A 5913-nucleotide genomic window follows, 5' to 3' on the forward strand; every position below is an offset into this window, starting at 1 on the left:
GATGGCGCCGCAGGACCAGCCGCACGAGCGCTTTGAGTTCCCCGAAGAAGTCCTACCCCGCGGCAACGCGCTCTAAACTGGCGCTGGCTGTCGAACGCTTGAGTTCTCTCGATCCTTCACGTGAGAGCCGGGGCCGAGCGTTCGCCTATTCAAGCCTTGGATTGGATGGGTAGGCGCTCGGCCATTCTTAAGCTCCTTTGCTTTTCACCTCTATCTTCTGCTGTACTGACTGTTACTCTTTTTGGAGGCTGGCCTCAGTGACTTCAACGACCTTTGGTTCCGCAGCGATGCAGGATCGCACCCAGGGCGGGTTTGCCTGGTGGGCCGGGAATGCTCGCTTGATCAATCTCTCCGGTCGGCTCTTGGGTGCCCACGTGGCCCACGCCGGCCTGATCGTCTTCTGGGCGGGAGCGATGCTGCTGTTTGAGGTGGCTCACTTCACGCCGGATCGGCCTATGTACGAGCAGGGCCTGATCCTGATGCCCCACGTGGCCACTCTGGGCTGGGGGGTTGGCCCGGGCGGCGAAGTTATCGACACCTACCCCTACTTTGTGATCGGCGTGCTGCACTTGATCTCCAGCGCAGTGCTGGGGTTGGGGGGCATCTATCACGCCGTGCGCGGCCCAGAAACCCTGGAGCAGTCTTTCCCCTTCTTCGGCTACGACTGGAAAGACAAGAACAAGATGACCACCATCTTGGGGATCCACCTCATCCTCTTGGGGTTGGGGGCTTTCCTGTTGGTGGCCAAGGCCATGTGGTTTGGCGGTGTCTATGACACCTGGGCTCCCGGCGGTGGCGATGTGCGAGTGATCACCAACCCCACCCTCAACCCGGCGGTGATCTTCGGCTACCTGTTCAAGTCTCCCTTCGGCGGCGACGGCTGGATCATCAGCGTGGACAACATGGAGGATGTGATCGGCGGCCATATCTACATCGGCATCATCTGCATTGCCGGTGGGATCTGGCACATCCTCACCAAGCCTTTTGGCTGGGCCCGCCGTGCCTTCATCTGGTCGGGGGAAGCTTATCTCTCCTACAGCTTGGCGGCGGTCTCGCTGATGAGCTTTATTGCCACCTGCTACATCTGGTTCAACAACACTGTTTACCCCAGCGAGTTCTACGGCCCCACCGGCCCTGAAGCCTCGCAAGCGCAAGCCCTCACCTTTATCGTGCGCGACCAGCGCCTGGGGGCGAACATCGGCCAGGCCCAAGGCCCCACCGGTCTGGGTAAGTACCTGATGCGCTCCCCCACGGGCGAGATCATCTTCGGCGGTGAGACGATGCGCTTCTGGGATGTGCGGGCGCCCTGGAAAGAGCCGCTGCTGGGCCCCAATGGCTTGGATCTGGATAAGTTGAAAAACGACATCCAACCCTGGCAAGCTCGCCGTGCGGTGGAGTACATGACCCACGCGCCACTGGGATCCCTGAACTCGGTGGGGGGTGTGGCGACCGAGATCAACACGGTGAACTTCACCAGCCCGCGCACCTGGCTGGCAGCCCACAACTTCATCTTCGGCTTCCTGTTCTTCGTTGGCCACCTGTGGCATGCCGGTCGCGCCCGTGCCGCTGCTGCCGGCTTTGAGAAAGGGATCAGCCGCGAGAACGAGCCGGTTTACCGGATGAAGCCGATCCGATAAGCACGGAAGTCTCTCGGAGATCAACCTTTGGCCCCCGGTAGGGGGCCTTTTTTTTGGGGATCCCCCCCGCCAGGATTGGCAGAGAAGGAAGAGAGGATAGAGACTGAGAAGGCTGAATGTTCGGTAAAGATGCACAAAGTCCCGGTTACGGTCATCACCGGATTTTTGGGATCCGGCAAGACCACGGTGATCCGTCACCTGTTGCTCAACAACCAGGGCCGCCGCATCGCCGTTTTGGTCAATGAGTTTGGCGAAGTGGGCATTGATGGCGAACTGCTGCGGGATTGCCAACGTTGCGAGGGAGAGGGATCCATCCCCATTTTGGAGCTGGCCAACGGCTGCCTCTGCTGCACGGTGCAGGAGGAATTTTTGCCCACCATGGAAACCCTGCTGCAACGGCGGGCGGAGCTGGACGGCATCCTGATTGAGACTTCAGGATTGGCCTTGCCTAAGCCTCTGGTGCAGGCTTTCCGCTGGCCAACCCTTCGCACCGGCGCCACGGTGGATGCGGTGATTGCAGTGGTGGACGGTCAGGCTCTGGCTTCTGGGCAACTGGTGGGGGATCGGGCGGCGCTGGAAGCGCAGCGGCAGGCCGATGCGAGCCTGGATCACGAGACGCCCATTGAGGAGCTGTTTGCGGATCAGTTGAGCTGCGCCGATTTGGTGCTGCTGAGCAAGGTGGATCAGATCACGTTGTCGGAGCGAGCGCGCGTGGAGAGCTGGCTGCGGCAACAATTGCGCCCTGAGGTTCGAGTCCTCCCCTGTGAGCGGGGCCAGGTTGCCCCAGAAGTGCTCTTGGGCTTGCAGGCGGCGGTGGAAGATCAGTTGGAGCGCCGCCCCAGCCACCACGACCACGAGGAGGAGCACGAGCACGAGGCCTTCGAGTCTTTTTACCTGAGCCTGGAGGGGGGCTATGAGCCGGGATCCCTAGTTGCCCAACTGCGTCAACTGGCTCAAGAGGAATGCCTCTACCGGGTGAAGGGGTTTGTGGCCGTGCCCCACAAGCCGATGCGGCTGGTGCTGCAGGGAGTGGGAGGGCGATTTGAAACCTACTACGACCGGCCCTGGCGCCCGCAAGAGCCGCGGTTGACCCGCCTAGTGTTCATCGGGCAGAGGCTTAACCGGGAGCGCATTGCCGCTCAGCTTCAGGGCTTGGCTCACAGAGAAGCAGCGGCCTTTACCGGCTGATCCCTGTCGGGATCCCCTCACCCCCAGCCCCTCTCCCTCTGGGAGAGGGGAGTTGGCGTGACCCTATAAAAGCGGCCTAGAGGTAGGCATCTAGGAGAGAGGCCACGGTGGGGAAGTGGCAGGGCAAGCCCAGGGCTGCTGGCGAGAGGGCCGGATAGACAAAATGGCGGTGGCGCAGACAGTACTCGTCCCACGCCGAAAGCCGCACCCCAAACAGAAAAGCCAAGCTGCGGAGGAGTCCGAGGGGCAAGGGCAGGCGGAAGTAGATCCGCTTTCTGAAATAGGCGCACACCTGTTCCACGCACTCATCCACAGACAGAGGGGGGTTGCCCAACACCCAATCGCCGCCACCGGGCGGATGGGCTACCCAGTAGGCCACCATCTCTGCCACATCGGCAGCGTGGATGAAGTGGAAGCTGGCATCCACCCGCAAAAAGCGGATGAGATCCAGCCAGCGGAGCACATCCTTGAGGCCGGCGGTGATGTGGGAATAGGGGTGGTGGGGGCTGCCGCCAAACAGTAGGGTGGGGTAGAGCGTCAGCAGCCGATCCGGCCAGAAGCAGCTTTCCTGCCGTTGCAGCAGCATCGCGTACTTGCTGCGGATGTAGTCGGTGCCGGCCTGGCCGGCGATGGCCAAGGGTTGTAACGCCTGATCCAAAAGGCTGGCGGTGGAAAAGTAGATCACCTGCTGGCAGCGCCGGGGATCCAACAACTGAAAGAGCTCCAGAGTGTGGGTAACATTCACCGCCCAGGTTAGGGTGGGATCCCCCCAAGCCGCCGCCATGTGGATCAGCCCATCCATCTGTTGCAGCAGGGCAGCGTGCTCGCGGATGTGCAGCAGATCGCCGGGCACCAGGGTGATGGGGGCGGGCAGCCGTTCCGGGGGCAGCCGCAGGCGGCTGGGGTTGCGAATAAGAATGTAGAGGTGGTAGGCGGGCCGCTCCGGAAACTCGGGATCCCTTTGCTGGGCCAGGCGCTCCAACACATAGTGCCCCAGACAGCCGCTAGCGCCGGTAAGAAACAGGTTTCGCAAGAGATCTTCCCAACGGCAACTCATCGAAAAAGCTTTTGACTAGTCTACCGCCTTGGCTTGCGCCTGCCGGAGCGGCTTAACCCCCAATTCCTCTGACGGCAAGTCCGGGCAACTGCACCCTGTTCCAAGCCGGGCAGCAGGCTAGAAATCTGGCCCGAAGAATGGCAGCATAGTTCGACAAGGATCCCCTACCGGGATCCCAGCTAAGACCGCGCTCAACTCGACCTCTGTCTGTGGCCGTAACCTCCTCTTCCCCTAGCAGGCGCGCTTTCAGTCTGTGGCCACCGCTGGCCTTGGTCTTGCAGCGGCTGGCCCAAGCGGTGCCGGTGCTACTGCTGATCACGGTGCTCAGCTTTTTGCTCTTGCAACTGGCTCCCGGCGATTTTTTGGATCCCTTGCGGGCGGATCCCAGTGTCAGCCAAGAGTTTATCGCCCAGGAAGAGGCACGGCTGGGCCTGGATAAGCCCTTGATTTGGCAGTATTTGACCTGGCTGAGCAATCTGCTGCAGGGGGATTTTGGCGTCAGCTACACATACCGCGTGCCGGTGGCGCAACTCATCCTCTCCCGCGCCGGCGCCACCTTGCTGTTGGCAGTGTGCTCTGTTTTGCTAACTTGGCTAATTGCCATTCCTCTGGGGATCCTGGGGGCGCTGCGGCAGAACACTCCTTTGGATCGGGCGTTGCAGTTGCTCAGCTACCTGGGGCAGGCCATGCCCAGCTTTGTGCTGGCCATTTTGCTGCTGATCGTGGCTCAAAACGTGGGCTGGTTGCCGGTAGGGGGAATGACCAGTGTTTATTTTGCCGAGCTCGGTTGGGGGGGGAAGCTGCTGGATCTGGGCCGCCACCTGCTCTTGCCCACGCTGGCCCTGAGCATTACCAGCTTTGCCGGGCTGCAGCGGATTACCCGCGGCAACTTCTTGGACGTGCTGCGGCAGGAATACATCCAGGCGGCGCGGGCACGGGGCATTCCTGAATGGCGGGTGATCTGGCTGCATGCATTGCGCAACGCCGTCAACCCCTTGATCACGATTTTGGGCTTTGAGTTTGCCAATCTGCTCAGCGGCTCCTTCATTGCCGAGTTTTTCTTCAATTGGCCGGGGCTGGGCAAGCTGCTCTTGGAAGCCGTCCAAAGCTTTGACATCAACGTGGTGATGGCCGGGCTTTTGCTGGGAGCGGTGATGCTGATTTTGGGCAACCTATTAGCCGATCTGCTCTTGATGTGGGTGGATCCGCGGATCCGGCCTGAGTCTTTGCTTTAAGAGCCCTGGATCCTTCCCCAAGAGCTCAGGTTTCTGTTGTACATTGGGTTCAAGTTGGAAAATGAGGGATCCCCCATGCACTTTCGACCCGACGGCGCTCTGGACGACAGCTTGCCAGGAATAGCTGCGGAGGCAGTGGTATGGAATGCGCTACGCCAAGGGCTAGGAGCGGACGCGGGTTATCTTTTCCATCGAGCTGTTCTTTATAATCATCGCCGAGGCAATCCCAGGGCTGAGATCGACATCCTCCTGATTCATGCTGAATTGGGGATTTGGGTGTTCGAGTGTAAGGGCTTTAATCTGTACAATATTGAGAGCATCAACAACAACGAATGGCGCATGCGGCAGTGGCAAAAAGAAACAGAAACCCCTTTACAACAAGCAGGCAGTCAAATGTTTCAAGTCAAGGATTTACTGCGGAAAAAATTGGATATACAAACGCTAATAGATCAGATCAACTTTGATAAGCGGGTGGCTTTGCCCCGGATCCGGCGGCAGGAATGGCAAGAACGTTTTGGGGATCCGCCACTTATAGGGGCCTTGGTGTTTGCTGATGATCTGGAGAAACCCGAGCATCTGAAACAAAGATTGTATGAGGCTAGGCGGGTTGCCCAAGCTCCTCTCCACGAAGGAAAGCTAAAGCAGATTGTTCGGCATTTGGGCTTAGATTTGGAAGATGCTACCAATAGCCAGCCTAACTATGGCTACGATTCACAAATGGTGATCCGGCGCGTCCAAGAAGGGATCTTCAAACTCGATGAAGACCAACGCAAAATTGCCACCCAATATCCTGAGG

At 59.6% G+C, this 5913-nt stretch carries 5 protein-coding genes and 1 pseudogene; 5 read left to right on the forward strand and 1 reads right to left on the reverse strand.

Annotated features, from left to right (window positions below; all coding sequences use genetic code 11):
- The 3 genes and pseudogenes from NW862_RS12535 to cobW all read left to right on the forward strand — a co-directional run.
- A pseudogene (locus NW862_RS12535) lies at positions 1 to 76 on the forward strand (photosystem II protein D2); the annotation flags it as partial.
- A 211-nt stretch (positions 77 to 287) separates the two neighbouring features.
- A complete protein-coding gene (gene psbC / locus NW862_RS12540) occupies positions 288 to 1637 on the forward strand; it encodes a photosystem II reaction center protein CP43 (RefSeq protein WP_414335970.1) in 1350 nt (449 codons plus the stop codon).
- A gap of 129 nt (positions 1638 to 1766) precedes the next feature.
- Positions 1767 to 2825 carry a cobalamin biosynthesis protein CobW gene (gene cobW, locus NW862_RS12545; protein ID WP_414427238.1) on the forward strand — a complete coding sequence of 353 codons (1059 nt, stop codon included), beginning with the start codon at positions 1767 to 1769 and terminating at the stop codon, positions 2823 to 2825.
- Between the two features lie 76 nt (positions 2826 to 2901).
- Here the strand turns inward: cobW and NW862_RS12550 are convergent, their stop codons facing one another.
- Complete coding sequence (locus NW862_RS12550; RefSeq protein WP_414348761.1) at positions 2902 to 3858, reverse strand: NAD-dependent epimerase/dehydratase family protein; 957 nt, start codon at positions 3856 to 3858, stop codon at positions 2902 to 2904.
- Positions 3859 to 4091: 233 nt separating this feature from the next.
- Here NW862_RS12550 and NW862_RS12555 point away from each other — a divergent pair, with 233 nt between their 5' ends.
- Both NW862_RS12555 and NW862_RS12560 read left to right on the forward strand, forming a co-directional pair.
- On the forward strand, positions 4092 to 5117 hold the full coding sequence (locus NW862_RS12555; protein WP_414339001.1) for an ABC transporter permease: 1026 nt from the start codon (positions 4092 to 4094) through the stop codon (positions 5115 to 5117).
- Between the two features lie 75 nt (positions 5118 to 5192).
- On the forward strand, positions 5193 to 5913 hold a 721-nt coding region (locus tag NW862_RS12560), incomplete at its 3' end, for a nuclease-related domain-containing protein (protein ID WP_414427239.1).

The sequence above is a fragment of the Synechococcus sp. H55.8 genome, from assembly GCF_047462375.1.
Classification (GTDB): Bacteria; Cyanobacteriota; Cyanobacteriia; order Thermostichales; family Thermostichaceae; genus Thermostichus.